The sequence below is a fragment of the Klebsiella sp. PK18 genome (genome assembly GCF_057784655.1).
This window is the reverse complement of sequence record NZ_CM173493.1, coordinates 511,755-533,114: the sequence shown is the minus strand read 5'-3', so window position 1 is coordinate 533,114 and position 21,360 is coordinate 511,755. Positions and strand designations below refer to the sequence as shown.

Annotated in this window: 18 protein-coding genes; 7 read left to right on the top strand and 11 right to left on the bottom strand. The window is 57.7% G+C overall.

Annotation, left to right across the window (positions count from 1 at the left end; all coding sequences use genetic code 11):
- Positions 1–141: 141 nt before the first annotated feature.
- Positions 142–1,206: a mannonate dehydratase gene (gene uxuA, locus AC3EMD_RS02585; protein WP_008806656.1), complete on the bottom strand. Its 1,065-nt coding sequence runs from the start codon at positions 1,204–1,206 to the stop codon at positions 142–144.
- A gap of 287 nt (positions 1,207–1,493) precedes the next feature.
- Here uxuA and AC3EMD_RS02580 point away from each other — a divergent pair, with 287 nt between their 5' ends.
- Positions 1,494–2,510, top strand: coding sequence for a Zn-dependent oxidoreductase (locus tag AC3EMD_RS02580; RefSeq protein ID WP_016161879.1), 1,017 nt, complete (start codon positions 1,494–1,496; stop codon positions 2,508–2,510).
- A gap of 86 nt (positions 2,511–2,596) precedes the next feature.
- Complete coding sequence (locus AC3EMD_RS02575) at positions 2,597–3,880, top strand: MFS transporter (protein WP_008806658.1); 1,284 nt, start codon at positions 2,597–2,599, stop codon at positions 3,878–3,880.
- 46 nt (positions 3,881–3,926) lie between these two features.
- On the opposite strand, the gene mnmL is transcribed toward AC3EMD_RS02575, so the two are convergent.
- Complete coding sequence (gene mnmL, locus AC3EMD_RS02570; RefSeq protein ID WP_008806659.1) at positions 3,927–4,862, bottom strand: tRNA modification radical SAM protein MnmL/YtqA; 936 nt, start codon at positions 4,860–4,862, stop codon at positions 3,927–3,929.
- Between the two features lie 673 nt (positions 4,863–5,535).
- Here mnmL and gltB point away from each other — a divergent pair.
- The gene (gene gltB, locus AC3EMD_RS02565; protein WP_008806660.1) at positions 5,536–9,996 is read left to right on the top strand and encodes a glutamate synthase large subunit; all 4,461 of its coding nucleotides are present in this window, start codon (positions 5,536–5,538) and stop codon (positions 9,994–9,996) included.
- A 9-nt stretch (positions 9,997–10,005) separates the two neighbouring features.
- Positions 10,006–11,424: a glutamate synthase subunit GltD gene (gene gltD, locus AC3EMD_RS02560; RefSeq protein ID WP_008806661.1), complete on the top strand. Its 1,419-nt coding sequence runs from the start codon at positions 10,006–10,008 to the stop codon at positions 11,422–11,424.
- 55 nt (positions 11,425–11,479) lie between these two features.
- On the opposite strand, the gene AC3EMD_RS02555 is transcribed toward gltD, so the two are convergent.
- The 7 genes from AC3EMD_RS02555 to zapE all read right to left on the bottom strand — a co-directional run bounded on the left by AC3EMD_RS02555 (position 11,480) and on the right by zapE (position 15,985).
- Entirely contained in the window at positions 11,480–12,184 is a 705-nt protein-coding gene (locus AC3EMD_RS02555) for an N-acetylmannosamine-6-phosphate 2-epimerase (RefSeq protein ID WP_080928835.1), read from the bottom strand.
- A gap of 119 nt (positions 12,185–12,303) precedes the next feature.
- Positions 12,304–12,798 (bottom strand): ClpXP protease specificity-enhancing factor, encoded by a 495-nt coding sequence (sspB, locus tag AC3EMD_RS02550; protein ID WP_008806663.1) that lies wholly within the window; start codon positions 12,796–12,798, stop codon positions 12,304–12,306.
- Between the two features lie 3 nt (positions 12,799–12,801).
- Entirely contained in the window at positions 12,802–13,440 is a 639-nt protein-coding gene (sspA, locus tag AC3EMD_RS02545) for a stringent starvation protein SspA (RefSeq protein WP_002918467.1), read from the bottom strand.
- 41 nt (positions 13,441–13,481) lie between these two features.
- Positions 13,482–13,694 carry a hypothetical protein gene (locus AC3EMD_RS02540; protein ID WP_136047529.1) on the bottom strand — a complete coding sequence of 71 codons (213 nt, stop codon included), beginning with the start codon at positions 13,692–13,694 and terminating at the stop codon, positions 13,482–13,484.
- A 57-nt stretch (positions 13,695–13,751) separates the two neighbouring features.
- Positions 13,752–14,144 (bottom strand): 30S ribosomal protein S9, encoded by a 393-nt coding sequence (gene rpsI / locus AC3EMD_RS02535; protein ID WP_000829815.1) that lies wholly within the window; start codon positions 14,142–14,144, stop codon positions 13,752–13,754.
- A gap of 15 nt (positions 14,145–14,159) precedes the next feature.
- Entirely contained in the window at positions 14,160–14,588 is a 429-nt protein-coding gene (rplM, locus tag AC3EMD_RS02530; protein WP_002918559.1) for a 50S ribosomal protein L13, read from the bottom strand.
- A 266-nt stretch (positions 14,589–14,854) separates the two neighbouring features.
- Positions 14,855–15,985, bottom strand: coding sequence for a cell division protein ZapE (gene zapE, locus AC3EMD_RS02525; RefSeq protein WP_048268249.1), 1,131 nt, complete (start codon positions 15,983–15,985; stop codon positions 14,855–14,857).
- Between the two features lie 190 nt (positions 15,986–16,175).
- Here zapE and zapG point away from each other — a divergent pair, with 190 nt between their 5' ends.
- The 3 genes from zapG to degS all read left to right on the top strand — a co-directional run bounded on the left by zapG (position 16,176) and on the right by degS (position 19,261).
- Positions 16,176–16,574, top strand: a complete 399-nt coding sequence (gene zapG / locus AC3EMD_RS02520; RefSeq protein WP_012540461.1) for a Z-ring associated protein ZapG — start codon at positions 16,176–16,178, stop codon at positions 16,572–16,574.
- 173 nt (positions 16,575–16,747) lie between these two features.
- Positions 16,748–18,115, top strand: coding sequence for a serine endoprotease DegQ (degQ, locus tag AC3EMD_RS02515; protein WP_048268250.1), 1,368 nt, complete (start codon positions 16,748–16,750; stop codon positions 18,113–18,115).
- 87 nt (positions 18,116–18,202) lie between these two features.
- Positions 18,203–19,261, top strand: a complete 1,059-nt coding sequence (degS, locus tag AC3EMD_RS02510; protein ID WP_008806667.1) for an outer membrane-stress sensor serine endopeptidase DegS — start codon at positions 18,203–18,205, stop codon at positions 19,259–19,261.
- A 25-nt stretch (positions 19,262–19,286) separates the two neighbouring features.
- Here the strand turns inward: degS and AC3EMD_RS02505 are convergent, their stop codons facing one another.
- Positions 19,287–19,997: a hypothetical protein gene (locus AC3EMD_RS02505; RefSeq protein ID WP_008806668.1), complete on the bottom strand. Its 711-nt coding sequence runs from the start codon at positions 19,995–19,997 to the stop codon at positions 19,287–19,289.
- A gap of 59 nt (positions 19,998–20,056) precedes the next feature.
- Complete coding sequence (locus tag AC3EMD_RS02500) at positions 20,057–21,358, bottom strand: oxalacetate decarboxylase subunit beta (protein WP_302073916.1); 1,302 nt, start codon at positions 21,356–21,358, stop codon at positions 20,057–20,059.
- Positions 21,359–21,360: the final 2 nt, after the last annotated feature.

Sequence of the window (21,360 nt, the reverse complement as noted above, 5' to 3'; positions counted from 1 at the left end):
CCTTCACGACAACTCCGCACAATAATACTCAATTCTGAGCAATGCGCTGTAAGTTGTGCAAAAAATGCGGGAAGGAGCTGATATGACGGCTGGTCGCCAAGGCGAACCAGCCGCTAAAAAGAGGCAAGGTCAGGAGAACGATTAGCGCTTGCTTAACGCCTCCCAGAGCCCCTTCAGGTAGGTCACGCCGAGAGCGCGGTCGTACAAGCCATAGCCTGGCCGTCCGGTCTCTCCCCAGATAAAGCGGCCATGATCCGGGCGAATATAGCCGTCGAACCCGTTGTCATACAGCGCTTGCATCACCTTGTACATATCCAGGGAACCGTACTCTGACGGATGGGCGCACTCGTAAAAATCTTTATCCCGTATCAGCTTAATATTGCGGACGTGGGCAAAGTGGATCCGTTTGCGCCGGGTAAACTCTGCCAGGATGGCGTACACATCGTTATCCGGATCTTCGGCAATCGAGCCGGTGCAGAGCGTGATGCCGTTAGCGGGCGAATCGACGGCCCGGCAGATCCAGTCCAGATCGTCGCGGTTTTTGACCACCCGCGGCAGGCCAAAAATGGAGTACGGCGGATCGTCCGGATGGATCGCCATTTTCACCCCGACCTCTTCACAGACCGGGATCACCGCCCGCAGAAAATAGACCAGGTTCTCCCGCAGCTTGTGGTCATCCACCGCGCTATATTTGGCAAACAGGGTCTGCACCTCCGCCAGCCTTTCTGGCTCCCAGCCCGGCAAGGCGAAGCCGTTTGAGTTCTCCAGTACCTCTTTCACTACGTCTTCCAGCCGTTTATCGATATCTTTCTTCTCAAAAGCCATCGTCAACGAACCATCCGGCAGGACGTAGTTCATATCCGTCTTCATCCAGTCAAAAACCGGCATGAAGTTATAACAGATAACTTTGACGCCGAAGCGGGCAAGGTGGCGAATGGTCTGCTGATAGTTGGCAATATAGCGGTCACGGGAAGGAAGGCCGATTTTAATGTCATCATGAATGTTGACGCTCTCTATCACCTCCATTTTCAGGCCCGCGGCATGGGCCTGGCTGACCAGACGCTCAATTTTATCGACTGGCCATACCTCACCCACCGCGACGTCATAGAGCGCGCCGACGACCCCCTCCACGCCGGGCACCTGTCGTATATGCTCTAATGAAACCTTGTCTTCCTCTGGCCCAAACCAGCGCATTGTCATCTGCATCGTTATCACCTGCTTCATAATTTGTGTTTTACCCTACTACCATACCAGTAATCATAATCGAATTGCCCTTTCCTGTCGTGATAACGATCACATTCCTGCACCGGGCAAGCCCATCCCGGCGCATTCATATTTTTTTTCAATTTATTTCAATAGATTAATAATAGTCTGGCTTTTTCTGACGACCTCTTCCAAATGTGATCCAGAGCTATTTATGATCAAATGCATACTTGTATGGTAATAAAAACAGGCGAAATTCGTTCGCGAAACAGACAATGGAAGGAACAGAAATGAGAAGCGTCATCGTCAAAGAGCCAGGCCAACTGAACATTGCATCACGTCCGGTTCCCGTTCCGGGCAGCCATGAAGTACGGGTGAAAATCGCCTTTGCCGGGATCTGCGGTTCCGATGTACACATCTATCAGGGCCACAACCCCTTCGCGAAATATCCCCGCGTTATTGGTCATGAATTCTTCGGCATTATCGATGCCGTCGGCGAGCAGGTCTCTCCGGCGCGTATTGGCGAACGCGTCGCGGTCGATCCGGTGGTCAGCTGCGGCCATTGTTATCCCTGCTCGGTTGGCCGGCCGAATGTTTGCGCGCAGCTCCAGGTCATCGGGGTGCACCGCGATGGGGGATTCAGCGACTATGCCTGCGTGCCGGCCAAAAATGCCTGGCGCATTCCGGAGGCTATCAGCGATCGTCAGGCGACAATGGTTGAGCCTTTTACTATTGCGGCAAATATTACCGCCCAGCTGCAGCCCACGCCGCAGGATATCGCCCTGGTTTACGGCGCTGGCCCGATGGGCCTGACGGTGATCCAGGCGCTGAAGGGGGTGTATGGCGTTAAGCAGGTGATCGTTGTGGACCGCATTGCCGAACGTCTACAGATGGCACGGGACAACGGCGCCGATCTGACGCTCGATAACACCCATCAGCCGCTGGCGGATCAGCTGGCGCAGCGGCAGATAGCCCCCACGCTGGTCATTGATGCCGCCTGCCACCCAGCCATTCTGCAGGAGGCAATCCTCCTCGCCTCCCCTGCCGCCCGCATCGGCATACTCGGTTTCTCCGGCGAGGCGTCCACGCTGACCCAGCAAAGCATCACCAGTAAAGAGATCTCCATTTTCTCCTCGCGGCTGAACAGCGGGCGCTTTCCGCTGGTCATCGACTGGATGGAAAAAGGCCTTATCCATCCTGAGGCGTTAATCACCCACTGTATGCCGCTGGAGCAGGTGAAAGAGGCCATGGAGATTTTCGCCAACGATCGGAAGACCTGTTGCAAAGTGCTGCTGCAATTAGGCTAAGCCGACATCATTTTTAAATAACGGCCGACGGATATCTGTAGATCCGCCGCGCCTGATATAAATCATATAATGAGCATGGTGTTATCATGGGAAAAAATATTCGCTGGATTATCGTCCTGTTATTATTTTTAGTGTATATGATAAATTATCTGGACCGGGTGGCGTTATCCATTACGGTGCCGATGATTGAAAAGGACCTTGCACTTAACGCTGAACAATTTGGTATGATTTTCGGCAGCTTTTTCTTCGGCTACGCGGTCTTTAATTTTATTGGCGGCCTCGCCGTCGATAAATTTGGCGCCACATTGGTGATGGGCCTGGCGGTTGGGTTATGGTCGCTGTTTTGCGGCTTAACCGCGGTTGCCACCGGCTTTTATTCCATGCTGGTGCTCCGCGTGCTCTTCGGGATGGCAGAGGGCCCGATATGCGCCTCAGCGAACAAGATGATTAACGGCTGGTTTCCTAAAAAGCAAGCAGCAACCGCAGTGGGGTTCCTCAGCGCCGGCTCTCCGCTGGGCGGCGCGGTCGCCGGACCTATCGTCGGTTATCTGGCCCTGGCTTTCGGCTGGCGTCCCGCGTTTATGATTATTTTCGCCATCGGTATTGTGTGGATGGTCGTGTGGTTTTTTATTGCCGCCAACTCGCCTGACAAACATAAGCATGTCAGTCAGGAAGAGCTCATGCTCATTAATAAAATGAAGCAAGAGGAGGACGCCCTGGAAACCGTAGAAAATCAAACGGCCCACTCATTAGGTTATTATCTCAAGCAGCCTATTATTCTGGTGACGGCATTTGCCTTCTTCTGCTACAACTATATTCTGTTTTTCTTTCTCAGCTGGTTTCCGTCCTATCTGGTCCAGCAGCACCATCTGGATATTAAACAGATGAGTCTCACCACCATGATCCCGTGGATCGTCGGTTTTGTCGGTCTGGCGCTGGGGGGTTATATATCCGATAAAATATTTAACCTTACCGGAAGGCTGCTGCTGTCGCGCAAAATCGTGCTGGTGGTATGCCTGCTAATGGCCGCGCTCTGCGTGGGGCTCGCCGGTACCGTTAGCAGCGTCGTTCCTGCCGTTCTGCTGATGTCGGTCTCCATCTTTTTCCTCTATGTGACCGGGGCGATCTACTGGGCGATTATTCAGGACGTGGTGCATAAATCCCGCGTCGGCGGCGCCAGCGGCTTTATCCATCTTATCGGCAGCGTCTCCGGCATCGTGGGGCCGATTGTCACGGGCTATATCGTGCAGTCCACCGGCAAATTCGACAGCGCCTTTATTCTCGCCGGCACTATCGCCGCGCTTGGCGCCGTGCTGGTGCTGCTGGTGATTAAAACCCCGCGGATGACGATGAAAGCCAGTCAGGCATAAATGGCTGAAGAGCGATGTCCGGCCTTAGCCCGGACATCGTCTGCTTCTACTTCTCCGCCAGGGGCACAGCCCAGCTGCGGCCTAGCGCCGAGCCCTGAGCGCCCTGCTCATTCAGATAGCGATCCAGTTCAACCATTCCGGTCCAGCGATTTTCGCACCACAGCGGCGCCAATAGCGTGGGTCGACGGGCGCTGGCCGATATCCGGTGATAGATCACCTCCGGCGGCGTATGGCGAATCATCTCCCCGGCGGTCACGGTATACGCCTCCAGCTCAATGCCATTGAGACGCCCGGCCTGCCACGCTTTGGCCATAATACTGCCTTTGACAATGTGCAGCGGGTGCAGCTTGATGCCGTCCACGCCGGTCGCCACCACCCGCTCCAGCGTCTCCAGGCAATGGCCCTGGGTCTCTCCGGGCAGGCCGACGATCAGATGTGCGCAGACCTTCAGCCCTCGCGCTCGCGCCAGACGCGCAGTACGCTGGTAGCAAGCGAAATCATGCCCACGGTTAATCCGATGCAGGGTTTTATCGTGCGCGGTTTGCAGTCCCAGCTCCAGCCATACCTCATATCCTTGCTCATGATATTCACTCAGCAGATCGAGGACCGCCTCCGGCACGCAGTCCGGGCGGGTGCCGACGCAGAGGCCGACAATATTCGCCTGGCTGATGGCCTGACGATACATCGAGCGGAGCACCTGCACTTCAGCGAAGGTGCTGGTATAGGCCTGGAAATAGGCCAGATAGCGCTTTGCCCGGTTGACGAGCTGCGCCTGATGAGCGAGCTGTTCGGCGATGGAGCGATGCTGCTGCGCCTCATCGGCAAAGGAAGCCACATTACAGAAAGTGCAACCGCCGCGGCCCAGCGTGCCGTCGCGGTTCGGGCAGCTAAAACCGCCGTGCAGCGTCAGCTTATGGACCTTTTCGCCATAGCGGCGCATAAGATCCCCACCAAACATATTGACTAATTTCTGTAACTGCATAATCTGATAGACCGGCCTCAACAAAGGGGGCCAAGCCTGCCACTTTTTGTCACCGACGGCGATGACCTGGATCAATCGTCAGCGCGGCGGCCACCCTCATTGCATAAACAATCATGATTACTGCAATTTCATTCACCTCTGTGGTGATGAGTTTTCCTTATATTTCACCTGCGGATAGCCCTAATCTTCTTCACGGTAAAAAACAGTATTAATATCCATTGAGAAAATATATGGCAGTCAAATATGCTAATGATGACATGCATTTCAGCGCATAACGGTAATGCAAAGCCGCGTGCACAGTGAGACAGATCACACTAGCCTGACCTTCCTGAGGCGTATTCATAGCACAAAAAATGGCACTATTTATTTTTAAAACAACAAGTTAACACCTGTATAGCACATTTTTGTATTAATAAGATTGCCATTTGACGTAAGTGTGGATTCCCGATAAGTTGGGAATCCGCTGGAAGCTTTCTGGATGAGCACTCTGCTCATCATATTTATGCAGTAATTGAGATTCCCTCTTAACAGCAAGTCCTCAAACTTGTGTACCGATGCGAAAAGGATTTAAAGAGGGCGAATGCGAGGTGCAAACCCCGTCGCCATGCTCTTTCTGTGCCTGTGCGCAATCGGTATCGGAGGGTGTCCGCAGAGCCTGGGGAGGTTCACTGATATGTTGTACGACAAATCCCTTGAGAGGGATAACTGTGGTTTCGGCCTGATCGCCCACATAGAAGGCGAACCTAGCCACAAGGTAGTGCGAACCGCGATACACGCACTGGCCCGCATGCAGCACCGTGGCGCAATCCTTGCCGATGGTAAAACCGGCGACGGTTGCGGTCTGCTGCTGCAAAAACCCGATCGTTTCTTCCGCATCGTTGCTGAAGAGCGCGGCTGGCGTTTAGCCAAAAACTACGCCGTTGGGATGCTGTTCCTGAATAAAGATCCTGAGCTGGCTAAAGCGGCGCGCCGCATCGTTGAAGAAGAACTTCAGCTTGAGACCCTGTCGATTGTCGGCTGGCGCGATGTGCCGACCAACGAAGGCGTCCTCGGTGAAATCGCCCTCTCCTCGCTGCCCCGTATTGAGCAAATCTTTGTGAACGCCCCGGCTGGCTGGCGCCCGCGCGATATGGAGCGCCGTCTGTTTATTGCGCGTCGTCGCATTGAAAAACGCCTGCAGGAAGACAAAGATTTCTACGTTTGTAGCCTGTCCAACCTGGTCAACATCTATAAAGGTCTGTGTATGCCGGCGGATTTGCCGCGCTTCTACCTGGACCTCGCGGACCTGCGCCTGGAGTCGGCTATCTGCCTGTTCCACCAGCGCTTCTCCACCAACACCGTGCCGCGCTGGCCGCTGGCGCAGCCGTTCCGTTACCTGGCGCACAACGGTGAAATCAACACTATCACCGGCAACCGCCAGTGGGCCCGCGCCCGTACCTATAAGTTCCAGACCCCGCTGATCCCGGATCTGCACGACGCCGCGCCGTTCGTTAACGAAACCGGCTCTGACTCCAGTTCAATGGACAACATGCTGGAGCTGCTGCTGGCCGGCGGGATGGATATCGTGCGCGCCATGCGCCTGCTGGTGCCGCCAGCCTGGCAGAACAACCCGGATATGGATCCGGAGCTGCGTTCGTTCTTCGACTTTAACTCCATGCATATGGAGCCGTGGGACGGCCCGGCGGGCATCGTCATGTCCGATGGCCGCTACGCTGCCTGTAACCTCGATCGTAATGGCCTGCGCCCGGCGCGCTACGTCATTACCAAAGATAAGCTCATCACCTGCGCCTCTGAAGTCGGTATCTGGGACTACCAGCCGGACGAAGTGGTCGAGAAAGGCCGCGTGGGCCCGGGCGAGCTGATGGTTATCGATACCCGCGCCGGACGCATTCTGCACTCGGCGGAAACCGATGACGATCTGAAGAGCCGCCACCCGTACAAAGAGTGGATGGAGAAAAACGTTCGTCGCCTGGTGCCGTTCGAAGATCTGCCGGAAGAAGAAGTCGGCAGCCGCCAGCTGGATGACGACACGCTCGCCAGCTACCAGAAACAGTTTAACTACAGCGCGGAAGAGCTGGACTCCGTCCTGCGCGTGCTCGGCGAAAATGGCCAGGAAGCAGTCGGTTCGATGGGCGATGACACGCCTTTCGCCGTGCTCTCCAGCCAGCCGCGCATTATCTACGATTACTTCCGTCAGCAGTTCGCCCAGGTGACTAACCCGCCTATCGATCCGCTGCGTGAAGCGCACGTCATGTCGCTGGCCACCAGCATCGGTCGCGAAATGAACGTCTTCTGCGAAGCGGAAGGCCAGGCCCATCGCCTGAGCTTCAAATCGCCGATCCTGCTGTACTCCGATTTCAAACAGCTGACGACGATGGAAGAAGAGCACTATCGTGCCGACGTCCTCGACATCACGTTTAACCCGGCAGAGGCCTCGCTCAGCGAGACGGTGAAAGCCCTGTGTGACAAAGCAGAGCAAATGGTGCGCGAGGGTACCGTGCTGCTGGTGCTGTCCGACCGCAACATCGCCAAAGACCGTCTGCCGGTACCGGCGCCGATGGCCGTTGGCGCGATCCAGACCCGTCTGGTCGATAAAAGTCTGCGCTGCGATGCCAACATCATCGTTGAAACCGCCAGTGCCCGCGATCCGCATCACTTTGCGGTCCTGCTCGGCTTCGGCGCGACCGCTATTTATCCGTACCTCGCCTATGAAACGCTGGCGAAGCTGGTCGACAGCAAAGCTATCGATAAAGCCTACCGTGCGGTGATGCTGAACTATCGCAACGGTATCAACAAAGGTCTGTACAAAATCATGTCGAAGATGGGGATCTCCACCATCGCGTCCTACCGCTGCTCGAAGCTGTTCGAAGCCGTCGGTCTGCATCGCGAGGTTTCCGATCTCTGCTTCCAGGGCGTGGTCAGCCGCATCGGCGGCGCCGGCTTCGACGATTTCCAGCAGGATCTGCTGAATCTGTCGAAACGCGCCTGGCTGGCACGTAAGCCACTGGCTCAGGGCGGCCTGCTGAAGTTCGTGCACGGCGGTGAATATCACGCCTACAACCCGGACGTGGTTCAGACCCTGCAGAAGGCCGTGCAGAGCGGCGAATACAGCGACTATCAACAATACGCGAAACTGGTTAACGAACGTCCGGCGGCCACGCTGCGCGATCTGCTGGCGCTCAATCCAGGCGAAGACGCTATCAGTATCGACGACGTAGAACCGGCGAAAGAGCTGTTTAAACGCTTCGATACCGCGGCGATGTCGATCGGCGCGCTGAGCCCGGAAGCACACGAATCGCTGGCGGAAGCGATGAACAGCATCGGCGGTTTCTCTAACTCCGGTGAAGGCGGTGAAGACCCGGCGCGCTACGGCACCAATAAAGTGTCGCGCATCAAGCAGGTCGCGTCCGGCCGCTTCGGCGTCACGCCAGCCTATCTGGTCAATGCCGACGTCATCCAGATCAAAGTCGCCCAGGGGGCGAAACCGGGTGAAGGCGGTCAGTTGCCGGGTGATAAAGTCACCCCGTATATCGCCAAACTGCGCTATTCCGTACCGGGCGTGACGCTGATTTCCCCGCCGCCGCACCACGATATCTACTCTATCGAGGATTTGGCGCAGCTGATTTTCGACCTCAAGCAGGTCAACCCGAAAGCGATGATTTCGGTCAAACTGGTTTCTGAACCGGGCGTTGGCACCATCGCCACCGGCGTGGCCAAAGCCTATGCCGATCTGATCACCATCGCCGGCTACGACGGCGGTACCGGGGCGAGCCCGCTCTCATCGGTGAAATATGCCGGCTGTCCGTGGGAGCTTGGCCTGGTGGAAACCCAGCAGGCGCTGGTCGCTAACGGTCTGCGTCATAAGATCCGTCTGCAGGTGGACGGCGGACTGAAAACCGGCCTCGATATCATCAAAGCGGCGATCCTCGGCGCAGAGAGCTTCGGTTTCGGTACCGGCCCGATGGTCGCGCTGGGCTGTAAATACCTGCGTATTTGCCACCTGAACAACTGCGCGACCGGCGTGGCGACTCAAGATGACAAACTGCGTAAGAACCACTATCACGGTCTGCCGTTCAAAGTGACCAACTACTTTGAATTTATCGCCCGTGAGACCCGCGAGCTGATGGCCCAGCTGGGCGTCAAGCGTCTGGTGGATCTGATTGGCCGCACCGATCTGCTCAAAGAGCTGGATGGGTTTACTGCCAAACAGCAGAAACTGGATCTGGGTAAACTGCTGGAGACCGCAGAGCCGCATCCGGGCAAAGCGCTGTACTGCACCGAGAACAACCCACCGTTCGATAACGGTGTACTCAACGCGCAGCTGCTGCAGCAGGCGAAACCGTACGTGGATGAAAAGCAGAGCAAAACGTTTTGGTTCGATATCCGCAATACCGACCGCTCCGTGGGGGCCTCGCTGTCCGGGTATATTGCCCAGACCCATGGTGACCAGGGACTGGCCGGGGATCCGATCGTCGCCCACTTTAGCGGCACCGCAGGCCAGAGCTTCGGCGTGTGGAACGCCGGTGGCGTAGAGCTGCATCTGACCGGCGATGCCAACGACTATGTCGGGAAAGGCATGGCGGGCGGTCTGCTGGCCATTCGTCCTCCGGTCGGCTCTGCGTTCCGCAGCCATGAAGCCAGCATTATCGGCAACACCTGCCTGTACGGCGCGACCGGTGGTCGTCTGTACGCCGCAGGCCGCGCAGGCGAGCGTTTCGCCGTGCGTAACTCCGGCGCCATTACCGTGGTGGAAGGCATCGGTGACAACGGCTGTGAATATATGACCGGCGGCATCGTCTGCGTGCTCGGTAAAACCGGCGTCAACTTTGGCGCAGGGATGACCGGCGGCTTTGCTTATGTCCTGGATGAAGATGGCGACTTCCGTAAACGCGTGAACCCGGAACTGGTGGAAGTGCTGGACGTTGATTCTCTGGCTATCCATGAAGAGCACCTGCGCGGTTTAATCACCGAACATGTGCAGCTTACCGGTTCGCAACGTGGCGAAGAGATCCTCGCCAACTGGCCGGCCTTCTCCGCGAAGTTTGCGCTGGTTAAACCGAAGTCCAGCGATGTTAAAGCACTGTTGGGTCACCGTAGTCGTTCCGCAGCTGAGCTGCGGGTGCAGGCGCAGTAAGGGGTTAAGATGAGTCAGAACGTTTATCAATTTATCGACCTGCAGCGCGTTGATCCGCCAAAGAAACCGCTGAAGATCCGTAAAATTGAGTTTGTGGAAATTTACGAGCCGTTTTCAGAAGGCCAGGCCAAGGCGCAGGCAGATCGCTGCCTCTCCTGCGGCAACCCGTACTGTGAATGGAAATGCCCGGTGCATAACTACATCCCGAACTGGCTGAAGCTGGCCAACGAGGGACGTATTTTTGAGGCGGCTGAGCTGTCGCATCAGACCAACACCCTGCCGGAAGTCTGCGGGCGCGTTTGCCCGCAGGATCGCCTGTGTGAAGGCTCCTGTACGCTGAACGATGAGTTCGGCGCGGTGACCATCGGCAACATCGAACGCTATATCAATGACAAAGCGTTCGAAATGGGCTGGCGTCCGGATCTCTCCGGCGTGAAGCCGACCGGTAAAACCGTCGCGATCATCGGTGCTGGCCCGGCGGGCCTCGCTTGTGCCGACGTGCTGACCCGCAACGGCGTCAAGGCGGTGGTGTTTGACCGCCATCCGGAAATCGGCGGCCTGCTGACCTTCGGTATCCCGGCGTTCAAGCTGGAAAAAGAGGTGATGACCCGCCGCCGTGAAATCTTCACCGGCATGGGCATTGAGTTCAAACTCAATACCGAAGTGGGTCGCGACGTACAGCTCGACGACCTGCTGAAAGAGTACGATGCCGTGTTCCTCGGCGTCGGGACCTATCAGTCGATGCGCGGTGGACTGGACAACGAAGACGCCCCGGGCGTCTACGACGCGCTGCCGTTCCTGATCGCTAACACCAAGCAGATCATGGGTTTTGGCGAAACAGCTGATGAGCCCTACGTCAGCATGGAAGGCAAACGCGTGGTCGTGCTCGGCGGTGGCGACACCGCGATGGACTGCGTGCGGACCTCCATTCGTCAGAATGCGGCGCACGTGATCTGTGCCTATCGTCGTGACGAAGAGAACATGCCCGGTTCAAAACGCGAAGTGAAAAACGCGCGTGAAGAAGGCGTTGAGTTCCAGTTCAACGTCCAGCCGCTGGGCGTGGAAGTGAATGCCAATGGCAAAGTGTGCGGCGTGAAGATGGCGCGCACCGAGATGGGCCAGCCGGACGCGAAAGGCCGCCGTCGCGCGGAGATCGTCGCTGGTTCTGAACACGTGGTGCCGGCTGATGCGGTGGTAATGGCCTTTGGCTTCCGTCCGCACAGCATGGAGTGGCTGGCGAAGCACAGCGTCGAGCTGGACTCTCAGGGCCGCATCATCGCGCCGGAAGGCAGCGACAACGCTTTCCAGACCAGCAACCCGAAAATCTTCGCCGGTGGCGATATCGTTCGCGGTTCTGACCTGGTGGTCACCGCGATTGCCGAAGGCCGTAAAGCGGCGGACGGGATCCTCAACTACCTTGAAGTCTGATTAGGCTCTGAGCCTCAGCGCATAAAAGCCCGATGGTTAACGCCATCGGGTTTTTTTATTGCTCATTCGCCGGACAAACCGCCGCTTTCAGCGCCGAATTATACCAGCCGCAGATATGCTCTAAGCGGGTGATCGCCGATCCGACGGTCACCGCCCACGCGCCGCAGCGCATCGCTTCAGCCGCCTGCGCAGGCGTATTGTAGCGCCCCTCTGCGACCACTCGGCAGCCCGCGGCGCTCAGGCTTTTCACCAGCGCCAGGTCCGGTTCGACCGGTGTCCCCTCTGCGGTATAGCCGGAGAGAGTAGTGCCAACCATATCGAAGCCCAACTGCCAGCATTCCAGGGCATCGTCGAGAGAGGAACAATCTGCCATCGCGTTTTTCCCCTGGCGGTGAATTGCCGCCAACAGCGACGCGACAGAGGCCGGACGCTGGCGCCGCGTGCCGTCAACCGCAATGATATCGGCCCCCGCCTGCGCCAGGGCATTCACATCCTCAACCCACGGCGTAATACGCACCGGGCTATCATGCAGATCGCGCTTAATCAGCGCGATAACAGGCACCGTCACTAACGGACGAACGGCCTGCAGATTGGCCAGACCTTCTATGCGCAGCGCCACCGCCCCCGCCTGTTCCGCCGCCAGCGCCATCGCCGCGACGATGGCGGGGTTATCCAGCGGGCTGCCCGGCACCGGCTGACAGGAGACAATTAACCCACCGTAATAGCGAATACGCCGATCCAGTTGTGCAAGTAAAGACATGACTGCTCCCTGAAAGATAAGTGTGGCAATAACAGTACCAGCCGCAGGGGCGCGTCGTGTGTGGCGGGGTTAACAAAGCAGGCAGGAAAAAAAACAGGCCCCGGAGGGCCTGTCAGGCGTTACTTCACAACGCGGAGCGCCGGGCGACCACCGCGCGGCGGCGGCGTGTCGTCAGGATCGTCGTCGTGATTATCCGGCTTATCGCCATCGATCACCGACATCACCGTTTCGCTTTCACTCTCAGGCGCGACGTCATCATCGTTGAGGCTGCTGACATCTTCGTCATAGGCCGCTTCCGGTTCAAACATCGTGCCGGCGCCGTTCTCACGGGCATAGATGGCGAGTACCGCAGCCAGCGGAACAGACACGTTACGCGGCACGCCGCCAAAGCGCGCGTTAAAACGCACCTCGTCATTCGCCAGCTCCAGATTGCCGACCGCACGTGGGGCAATATTGAGAACGATTTGTCCGTCGCGCGCGTACTCCATCGGTACGAGCACGCCCGGCAGAGTGACATCCACCACCAGGTGCGGCGTCAGCTGGTTATCCAGCAGCCACTCATAAAACGCCCGTAACAGATACGGGCGACGCGGCGTCAGCTGTGATACATCCATTATTTAGCCCCGACCGAGGCGCATTTCACGCTCGGCTTCAGTTAAAGAAGCGAGGAAGGAATCACGCTCAAATACGCGAGTCATGTAGCCTTTGAGCTCTTTCGCGCCTGCGCCAACCAGTTCCACACCGAGAACCGGCAAACGCCACAGCAGCGGCGCCAGGTAGCAATCCACCAGGCTGAACTCGTCGCTCAGGAAGTAAGGTTTCTGGGTGAAGACCGGCGCGATGGCCAGCAGTTCTTCACGCAGCTGCTTACGCGCAGCATCAGCTTGCGCTGCGGTACCGCTCTGGATGGTGTTCATCAGCGAATACCAGTCCTTCTCGATACGTTGCATATACAGGCGGCTTTCTCCACGCGCCACCGGATAAACCGGCATTAACGGCGGATGCGGGAAACGCTCATCCAGATACTCCATAATGATGCGAGATTCCCACAGAGTGAGCTCACGATCCACCAGCGTCGGTACGCTTTGATTCGGGTTGAGGTCAATCAGATCCTGAGGTGGGTTGTCCTTCTCCACGTGCTCTATCTCAAAACTGACACCCTTCTCAGCCAGCACAATGCGGACCTGATGGCTATAGATGTCAGTAGGACCAGAAAACAGCGTCATTACCGAACGTTTGTTGGCAGCGACAGCCATGAAAACCTCCAGGTATATTCAGAATTTTGTACTGCTGCCAGTCACTCATGACCGGCCAGATGTAAAAACCCCAGTAGCGCGATGTCACCTTCGTTCACGAATAAAACAAAAAATGAACAATCACCAGCATTTGGGCAGAAAATTGGATGATAGTTTACCAGATTTTGAAGACGTTGTGGTGAGGGGATTCTGGAAATGCTGAAAAAGTGGCGAAAACCGGCGGCATGATTGTGGATAACAGCCGTTTTATCCATAAAAAAACCCGCCGGAGCGGGTTTTTTCGCAAATTGTTCTGCGCGAGCAGAAGACAATTAACGTTTGGAGAACTGCGGACGACGACGTGCTTTACGCAGACCGACTTTCTTACGTTCAACCTGACGAGCGTCACGAGTAACGAAGCCTGCTTTACGCAGTTCGCCACGCAGGGACTCATCGTACTCCATCAGAGCGCGGGTGATACCGTGACGGATCGCACCAGCCTGACCAGAGATACCACCACCTTTAACAGTGATGTACAGATCCAGTTTCTCAACCATGTCGACCAGTTCCAGCGGCTGACGAACTACCATGCGGGCAGTTTCGCGACCGAAGTACTGTTCCAGAGAACGCTGGTTGATAACGATTTTACCGTTGCCCGGTTTGATGAATACGCGAGCTGCGGAACTTTTGCGGCGACCAGTGCCGTAGTATTGATTTTCAGCCATTGCCTATAATCCCGATTAGATGTCAAGAACTTGCGGTTGCTGTGCCGCGTGGTTGTGCTCGTTACCCGCGTAAACTTTCAGTTTACGGTACATAGCACGACCCAGCGGGCCTTTTGGCAGCATGCCTTTAACCGCGATTTCAATCACACGCTCAGGACGGCGGGCAATCATCTCTTCAAAGGTCGCTTCTTTGATACCACCGATGTGGCCGGTGTGGTGGTAGTACATTTTGTCTTCGCGCTTGTTGCCGGTTACAGCAACTTTTTCTGCGTTCAGAACGATGATGTAATCACCGGTATCAACGTGCGGAGTGTATTCCGCTTTATGCTTACCGCGCAGGCGACGAGCCAGTTCAGTAGCCAGACGGCCCAGAGTTTTACCGGTCGCGTCAACAACATACCAGTCGCGTTTTACGGTTTCTGGTTTAGCTGTAAAAGTTTTCATTAAAAGCTTACCCAAATAATAAGTTACACGTTGGTGAACACCCAAACGTTTAGTCAGTTGAGGTTCACACGACATTGTCCAGCAAACCTACCCCTTCGAATAGCCTATGCCGGCGCATAGAAAGTTTCGGGAAAAAAACCTTCTCGTAACGTGGGGTCGCAAGATTATAGAGAAGTCGGGGTCAAAGATCGACCCCTTTATGAGATTTTTCAGGCAGGCCCCGGGGTGGCCTTCCGGCTCTCAATCCGTCGGGAAAAAGCGCCCTGTCAGGGCATATGCGGACGCTTGAGATACTCTTCGCTCTGCATCTCCTGCAGACGCGACAGACAGCGCTGGAACTCAAACTTCAGCCGCTCTCCCTGATAAATGTCGTACAGCGGCACCGCCGCGCTGACCACCAGCTTCACGTGGCGCTCATAGAACTCATCCACGAGGGCAATAAAGCGCCGGGCTTCGCTTTCCAGCTGCGCGGTCATCACCGGCACATCGAACAGCATCACGGTGTGGAACAGACGGGAGAGGGCAATATAGTCATGCTGGCTACGGGCATCCACACACAGCGTGGCGAACGACGCCGCCAGCGTCTGGTTTTCCACGCCAAGCGTGGGCAGCTCGCGGTGATTGATCTCCAGCGTCGGGCCGACAGCCGCGCGCGGCGCCCCGGCCAGCGCCAGCCACAGTTTATCCATCTGTTCGCGGGTTTCGCTGTTCAGCGGCGACAGCCACAGGTGCGCCTGCGTCAGCGTACGCAGACGATAATCGATGCCGGCATCGACGTTCATAATATCGCAATGCTGCTTGATGGCGTCGATCGCCGGCAGAAAACGGGCCCGTTGCAGGCCATTGCGATAGAGCTCATCCGGCGGAATATTGGAGGTGGCGACCAGGGTGATGCCGCGGGCAAACAGGGCTTTCATCAACCCGCCTAACAGCATGGCATCGGTAATATCAGAGACGAAAAACTCGTCAAAACAGAGCACATCCGTTTCCGCCTTGAAACGGTCGGCGACAATCTCCAGCGGGTCGCTATGTCCCTGCAGGGTGGTCAGCTCTTCGTGCACGCGCAGCATGAAGCGATGGAAATGCAGGCGCTGCTTACGCTCGCCCGGCAGGCTCTGGTAAAACAGGTCCATCAGCCAGGTTTTTCCCCGCCCCACGCCGCCCCACATATACAGGCCGCGGACAGGTGCCGCCTCGGCAGCCGGTTCGCGCTTACCCAGCAGTTTGCCGAATTTCGCGCGCAAACCGCCGCCTGACGCGACGGGCGCGGGCTGAGTCTGCAGTTCCTGGTAAATGGTATCGAGGCGGCTCACCGCTTCTTGCTGGACGTCGTCGGGTTGATGGCTGCCCTCTTTCAGGGCTAAAAGGTAACGCGATGTTGGAGACAGGCTTTGCATGATCTAATTGTTATTCCTTGAAAACCGTAATGCCGAAGCTCACGATTGACGAAAAAAAGGCCGTTCTACACTACGCGATGATACGCCAGGATTCCACTTCTGTGGAATTAGCGGTTATAGTGGCACTATCGGGCGCAGGCGGAGAGCCTAAGAGCCACCCTACGGAACCACAAAACAACGGGAGATGTTCATGACCTGGGAATACGCGCTAATTGGGTTAGTCGTCGGTATCATTATTGGTGCCGTCGCCATGCGTTTCGGCAACCGCAAACTGCGCCAGCAGCAGGCGCTGCAGTTCGAACTGGAAAAGAATAAAGCCGAGCTTGAAGAATACCGTGAAGAGCTGGTCAGCCACTTCGCGCGCAGCGCCGAGCTGCTGGATAACATGGCGCATGACTATCGTCAGCTGTATCAGCATATGGCGAAAAGCTCTAACAACCTGCTGCCGGACTCTATGGCAGACGCCAACCCGTTCCGCAACCGTCTGGAAGAGTCTGAAGCCAGCAACGATCAGGCGCCGGTCCAGATGCCGCGCGACTACTCTGAAGGCGCATCCGGTTTACTGCGCGGTGGCGCAAAACGCGATTAACTGATCGCGTCTGATAAAATATCTCCGGGCGCGCCCACCGCGCCCGCTCCTTCCCCCACTTCCCGGCTACAATTTAAACCAGTACCCACATTGTTACCTGTGCAAAAATTCAATAACATCAGGTTATTCAGGACGTTTTTCCATACACCTCAGGTTACGAGAGCCAGCATCTAATGAAGAAACAGACTTTGCTGTTGAGTGCGTTAGCGTTAAGCATTGGGTTATCGTTGTCGGCCCTGCCTCCGGCAGCAGCATCCTTACCGACTCAGGTGCCCGGCCAGGGCGCGTTACCGAGCCTGGCGCCGATGCTGGAAAAGGTCCTGCCAGCGGTGGTCAGCGTGCAGGTGGAAGGCACCGCCTCGCCGACGCTCAATATGCCGGAAGAGCTGAAGAAATATTTTGGTGATAACGCCCCGCAGGAGCAGGCGCAGCCGTTTGAAGGGCTCGGCTCCGGCGTCATCATCGACGCAGCGAAAGGCTACGTGCTAACCAATAATCACGTCATCAATCAGGCACAGAAGATCAGCGTCCAGCTGAACGATGGCCGTGAATTTGATGCCAAACTGGTCGGCAGCGATGAACAGAGCGATATCGCTCTGCTGCAGCTGATCAAGCCGGCGAACCTGACGCAAATCGCCATTGCTGACTCCGATAAACTCCGCGTCGGCGACTTCGCCGTCGCCGTCGGCAACCCGTTCGGCCTTGGCCAGACCGCCACCTCCGGCATTATCTCTGCCCTTGGCCGCAGCGGCCTGAACCTGGAAGGGCTGGAGAATTTCATCCAGACCGATGCCTCGATTAACCGCGGTAACTCCGGCGGCGCGCTGTTGAACCTCAACGGCGAGCTTATCGGGATCAACACCGCGATCCTGGCGCCGGGCGGCGGTAGCATCGGTATCGGCTTCGCCATTCCAAGCAACATGGCGAAAACCCTCGCCGACCAGCTCATTCAGTTTGGCGAAATCAAGCGCGGCCTGCTGGGCATTAAAGGCATGGAAATGAGCGCCGATATCGCTAAGGCGATGAATCTCGACGTTCAGCGCGGCGCCTTCGTCAGTGAAGTGTTACCAAACTCCGGTTCCGCCAAAGCAGGGATCAAATCCGGCGACGTCATTGTCAGTCTGAACGGCAAGCCGCTGAACAGTTTTGCCGAACTGCGCTCGCGTATCGCTACAACCGAACCGGGGACCAAGGTCAAACTGGGCCTGCTGCGCGACGGAAAACCGGTCGATGTCGAAGTGACGCTGGATAAGAGCACCTCCTCCGCCGCCAGCGCCGAGCTGATTATCCCTGCCCTGCAGGGAGCCTCGTTCAGCGATGGTCAGATGAAGGACGGTACCAAAGGCGTGGTGATCGATAATGTCGATAAAGGCAGCGCCGCCGCCCAGGTCGGCCTGCATAAGGATGACATTATCATTGGCCTTAACCGGGAACGTATTCATTCGATTGCCGAACTGCGCAAAGTGCTTGAAGGCAAACCGCCGGTCATCGCCCTGAATGTGATCCGCGGCAACGAAAGCATCTATCTGCTGCTACGCTGATTGTCTTCCCGGACATCGCCGCCATGTGCGATGTCCGGACAACTCATGCTATGCTGCGTCTGACCATTCATTAACGATATTTGCATCATGCCTGGAAAGTTATTACGTTCGATACTCATCGGTTTGATTGTCGGGGGACTGCTGCTGGCCCTGATGCCATCGCTGCGCCAGTGGCAACTGACGCCGACCACCCAAAACGATACGGCAGACGACTCCCCTGTGAGCTATAACGCCGCCGTACGCCGCGCGGCGCCCGCCGTGGTGAACGTCTATAACCGCGCCCTGAACAGCACCAGCCATAATCAGCTGACGCTTGGCTCCGGGGTGATCATGGATCAGCGCGGCTATATCCTGACCAACAAGCATGTTATCAACGATGCCGATCAGATCATTGTCGCACTGCAGGACGGCCGCGTCTTCGAAGCGCTGCTGGTCGGATCCGACACCCTGACTGACCTCGCCGTGCTGAAGATCAACGCCACCGGCGGGCTGCCGGTGATCCCGATCAACCCGAAACGCACGCCGCATATTGGCGATGTCGTCCTGGCGATTGGCAACCCCTATAACCTGGGGCAGACCATCACTCAGGGGATCATCAGCGCCACAGGGCGCATTGGCCTCAACCCGACCGGCCGCCAGAACTTCCTGCAAACTGACGCCTCGATTAACCACGGTAACTCGGGTGGGGCGCTGGTGAACTCCCTCGGCGAGCTGATGGGGATTAACACCCTCTCCTTTGACAAGAGCAATGACGGCGAAACGCCGGAAGGCATTGGCTTTGCGATCCCGTTCCAGTTAGCGACCAAAATTATGGATAAGCTGATCCGGGATGGCCGGGTGATCCGCGGCTATATCGGCATTAGCGGCCGGGAGATCGCCCCGCTGCACGCACAGGGCGGCGGGATCGATCAGATCCAGGGGATCGTGGTTAACGATGTGGCGCCTGATGGCCCCGCAGCACAAGCCGGGATCCGCGCCAACGACGTGATCATCTCCGTGAATGACAAACCTGCGGTTTCTGCACTGGAGACGATGGATCAGGTGGCCGAGATCCGCCCGGGATCGGAAATTCCGGTAGTCATCATGCGTGATGATAAGAAAATTACGCTCCATATCGCCGTTCAGGAATACCCGGCCACCAACTAAACGGCTCCCCGTTTGGGGAGCCTCGTTAATCGCTAAATACCGGACCGGCCGGGAATCTGACCAGAAACCCGGTCACCGCCAGCAGCGATCTCAGCCCGGGCCAGACTATCTGTCGCTCGCGAAGCTCATCATCCAGCGTCAGTAGCGCAAATTCCCCCTTCTCACCCAGCACGCCACCCTGCCAGAGCAGGCGCTGCGCCTGCTGCCGCGCCCAGGGCGACTCACTCTTCCAGGCCAGCAAATGCAGCAGCGCCTGCTGCAGACAGACGCTGTGCGAATGGTTATCCCGCCGCAGCCGCCGGTAAACGGGCAGGGACACGCTGCGCACGGTATAAAATCCACTGCCCGCCTCTTCATCGCCTTCAGGAATAGCGCGGGCGAACTGCCCCGCCACGTCGCACAGCCGGTTGTGCGTCAGCGGAAGTTGCCGGGCGCTGAGCGCCCCGGCCGCCATGCACAGCAGACCGCTGCGCTGCAGCGAGGGCGTCGCAGAGCGCACGACCGCCGCCGGTAAGGCGATCACCGCCCGTGTCGCCTCGTCAGCGTTATGGTCAGCGCCGGCCTCATAACAGCTGGCCAGCAGCGCTTCACCAGGCGTGGCGTTCAGCGGGGGCGAAAGCAGGTTCAGCGCCGGCTGCAGTTGTGCAAGTTCATCGCCTGACGCCAGCATGGCGTCAACCACCGCCTCCCGTGTTGATGTCCGGTTTTCCGGACAGCATGCTATGGCTTCATTCATCACCGTCTCCTTATGAGAAATCTCCGCGGCCGGTATGCCAGCCGCGGGAACAGGCTGGCCTACATCGCCAGCACGTACTTGAGCATCACCCCGGCGGCGATCGCCGAGCCGATCACCCCGGCCACGTTCGGGCCCATGGCGTGCATCAGCAGGAAGTTCTGCCCGTCCGCTTCCAGACCCACTTTGTTCGACACCCTGGCTGCCATCGGCACCGCCGACACCCCCGCCGAGCCGATCAGCGGGTTGATTTTGTGCCGGCTGAACACGTTCATCAGCTTCGCCATCAGCACCCCGGCGGCGGTGCCCACGCAGAAGGCGATCACCCCCAGCACCAGGATCCCCAGCGTCTGCGGCTGCAGGAACTTGTCCGCCACCAGCTTGGCCCCCACCGACAGCCCGAGGAAGATGGTCACGATGTTGATCAGCGCGTTCTGCACCGTATCGCTCAGCCTCTCCACCACGCCGCTCTCGCGCATCAGGTTGCCGAAGCAGAACATCCCCAGCAGCGGCGCGGCGTCCGGCAGCAGGAGCGCCACCAGCAGCAACAGCACCGCCGGGAAGAGGATCTTCTCCCGCTTACTTACCGTGCGCAGCTGCACCATGCGGATCTTCTGCTCCTTATCCGTGGTCAGCGCCTTCATGATCGGCGGCTGGATCAGCGGCACCAGCGCCATATAGGAGTAGGCCGCCACCGCGATGGCCCCCAGCAGCTCCGGCGCCAGCTTGCCCGACAGGTAAATCGCCGTCGGGCCGTCGGCGCCGCCGATGATGCCGATGGCCGCCGCCTGCGGCAGGGTGAAGCTGATGATGCCGAAGTAGTTCAGCGTCAGCGCCCCGAGCACGGTGGCGAAGATCCCGAACTGCGCCGCCGCCCCCAGCAGCAGGGTGCGCGGGTTGGCCAGCAGCGGGCCGAAATCGGTCATTGCCCCAACGCCCATAAAGATGACCAGCGGCGCGATGCCCGAGCCGATGGCCACCTTATAGAAGATGGCCAGCACCCCGGCGGAGTAGCCCATGTCCACCGCGAGGCTCTCCATCTGCCCCTGCACCGACGGCAGGGCCAGCGCCAGCGCCTCCTTAATGGCGTGGACGTCCGGCGCGCAGTGGAGCTTCGCGGCAATCACCGCCAGCTGCGCCGGGTCGTGGTGGGCCAGCAGGCTCTCCAGGGCGGTGAGCGCCAGCCCGGCCTCCGGGATGTTCGACAGCAGGCCGCCGAAGCCAATCGGCAGCAGCAGTAACGGCTCGAACTTCTTCGCAATCGCCAGCCACAGCAGCAGCAGGCTGACCAGCAGCATCACCGCCTGGCCGGCGCCGAGGTGCATCAGCCCCATGCCCTGAATCAGGGCGTTCAGACTTTCCATTT

What these genes read in the sequence shown, in the direction of transcription:
- uxuA (WP_008806656.1), bottom strand. Translation starts at nt 1,206, where the DNA reads ATGCAGATGACAATGCGCTGGTTTGGGCCAGAGGAAGACAAGGTTTCA.
- AC3EMD_RS02580 (WP_016161879.1), top strand. Translation starts at nt 1,494, where the DNA reads ATGAGAAGCGTCATCGTCAAAGAGCCAGGCCAACTGAACATTGCATCA.
- AC3EMD_RS02575 (WP_008806658.1), top strand. Translation starts at nt 2,597, where the DNA reads ATGGGAAAAAATATTCGCTGGATTATCGTCCTGTTATTATTTTTAGTG.
- mnmL (WP_008806659.1), bottom strand. Translation starts at nt 4,862, where the DNA reads ATGCAGTTACAGAAATTAGTCAATATGTTTGGTGGGGATCTTATGCGC.
- gltB (WP_008806660.1), top strand. Translation starts at nt 5,536, where the DNA reads ATGTTGTACGACAAATCCCTTGAGAGGGATAACTGTGGTTTCGGCCTG.
- gltD (WP_008806661.1), top strand. Translation starts at nt 10,006, where the DNA reads ATGAGTCAGAACGTTTATCAATTTATCGACCTGCAGCGCGTTGATCCG.
- AC3EMD_RS02555 (WP_080928835.1), bottom strand. Translation starts at nt 12,184, where the DNA reads ATGTCTTTACTTGCACAACTGGATCGGCGTATTCGCTATTACGGTGGG.
- sspB (WP_008806663.1), bottom strand. Translation starts at nt 12,798, where the DNA reads ATGGATGTATCACAGCTGACGCCGCGTCGCCCGTATCTGTTACGGGCG.
- sspA (WP_002918467.1), bottom strand. Translation starts at nt 13,440, where the DNA reads ATGGCTGTCGCTGCCAACAAACGTTCGGTAATGACGCTGTTTTCTGGT.
- AC3EMD_RS02540 (WP_136047529.1), bottom strand. Translation starts at nt 13,694, where the DNA reads ATGGATAAAACGGCTGTTATCCACAATCATGCCGCCGGTTTTCGCCAC.
- rpsI (WP_000829815.1), bottom strand. Translation starts at nt 14,144, where the DNA reads ATGGCTGAAAATCAATACTACGGCACTGGTCGCCGCAAAAGTTCCGCA.
- rplM (WP_002918559.1), bottom strand. Translation starts at nt 14,588, where the DNA reads ATGAAAACTTTTACAGCTAAACCAGAAACCGTAAAACGCGACTGGTAT.
- zapE (WP_048268249.1), bottom strand. Translation starts at nt 15,985, where the DNA reads ATGCAAAGCCTGTCTCCAACATCGCGTTACCTTTTAGCCCTGAAAGAG.
- zapG (WP_012540461.1), top strand. Translation starts at nt 16,176, where the DNA reads ATGACCTGGGAATACGCGCTAATTGGGTTAGTCGTCGGTATCATTATT.
- degQ (WP_048268250.1), top strand. Translation starts at nt 16,748, where the DNA reads ATGAAGAAACAGACTTTGCTGTTGAGTGCGTTAGCGTTAAGCATTGGG.
- degS (WP_008806667.1), top strand. Translation starts at nt 18,203, where the DNA reads ATGCCTGGAAAGTTATTACGTTCGATACTCATCGGTTTGATTGTCGGG.
- AC3EMD_RS02505 (WP_008806668.1), bottom strand. Translation starts at nt 19,997, where the DNA reads ATGAATGAAGCCATAGCATGCTGTCCGGAAAACCGGACATCAACACGG.
- AC3EMD_RS02500 (WP_302073916.1), bottom strand. Translation starts at nt 21,358, where the DNA reads ATGGAAAGTCTGAACGCCCTGATTCAGGGCATGGGGCTGATGCACCTC.